Genomic DNA, 265 nt, shown 5'->3' on the forward strand with positions numbered 1-265 from the left:
GTCTTAATCCTTATTGTAATGGATGATACTTTTTGAGTCTGTTTTAAAATTTTACAACGAATTTAAGCACCTGTCTTAATCCTTATTGTAATGGATGATACTTTTTGAGACATGAAAAATTTTGAACAAAAAGCAGCTAAGCAGTCTTAATCCTTATTGTAATGGATGATACTTTTTGAGGACATTGAGCAAGACGACGTGGTTAGCGCATTGCTGTCTTAATCCTTATTGTAATGGATGATACTTTTTGAGTATATCAGTATGA

The sequence above is a fragment of the Algoriphagus chordae genome, assembly GCF_003254055.1.
Classification (GTDB): domain Bacteria; phylum Bacteroidota; class Bacteroidia; order Cytophagales; family Cyclobacteriaceae; genus Algoriphagus; species Algoriphagus chordae.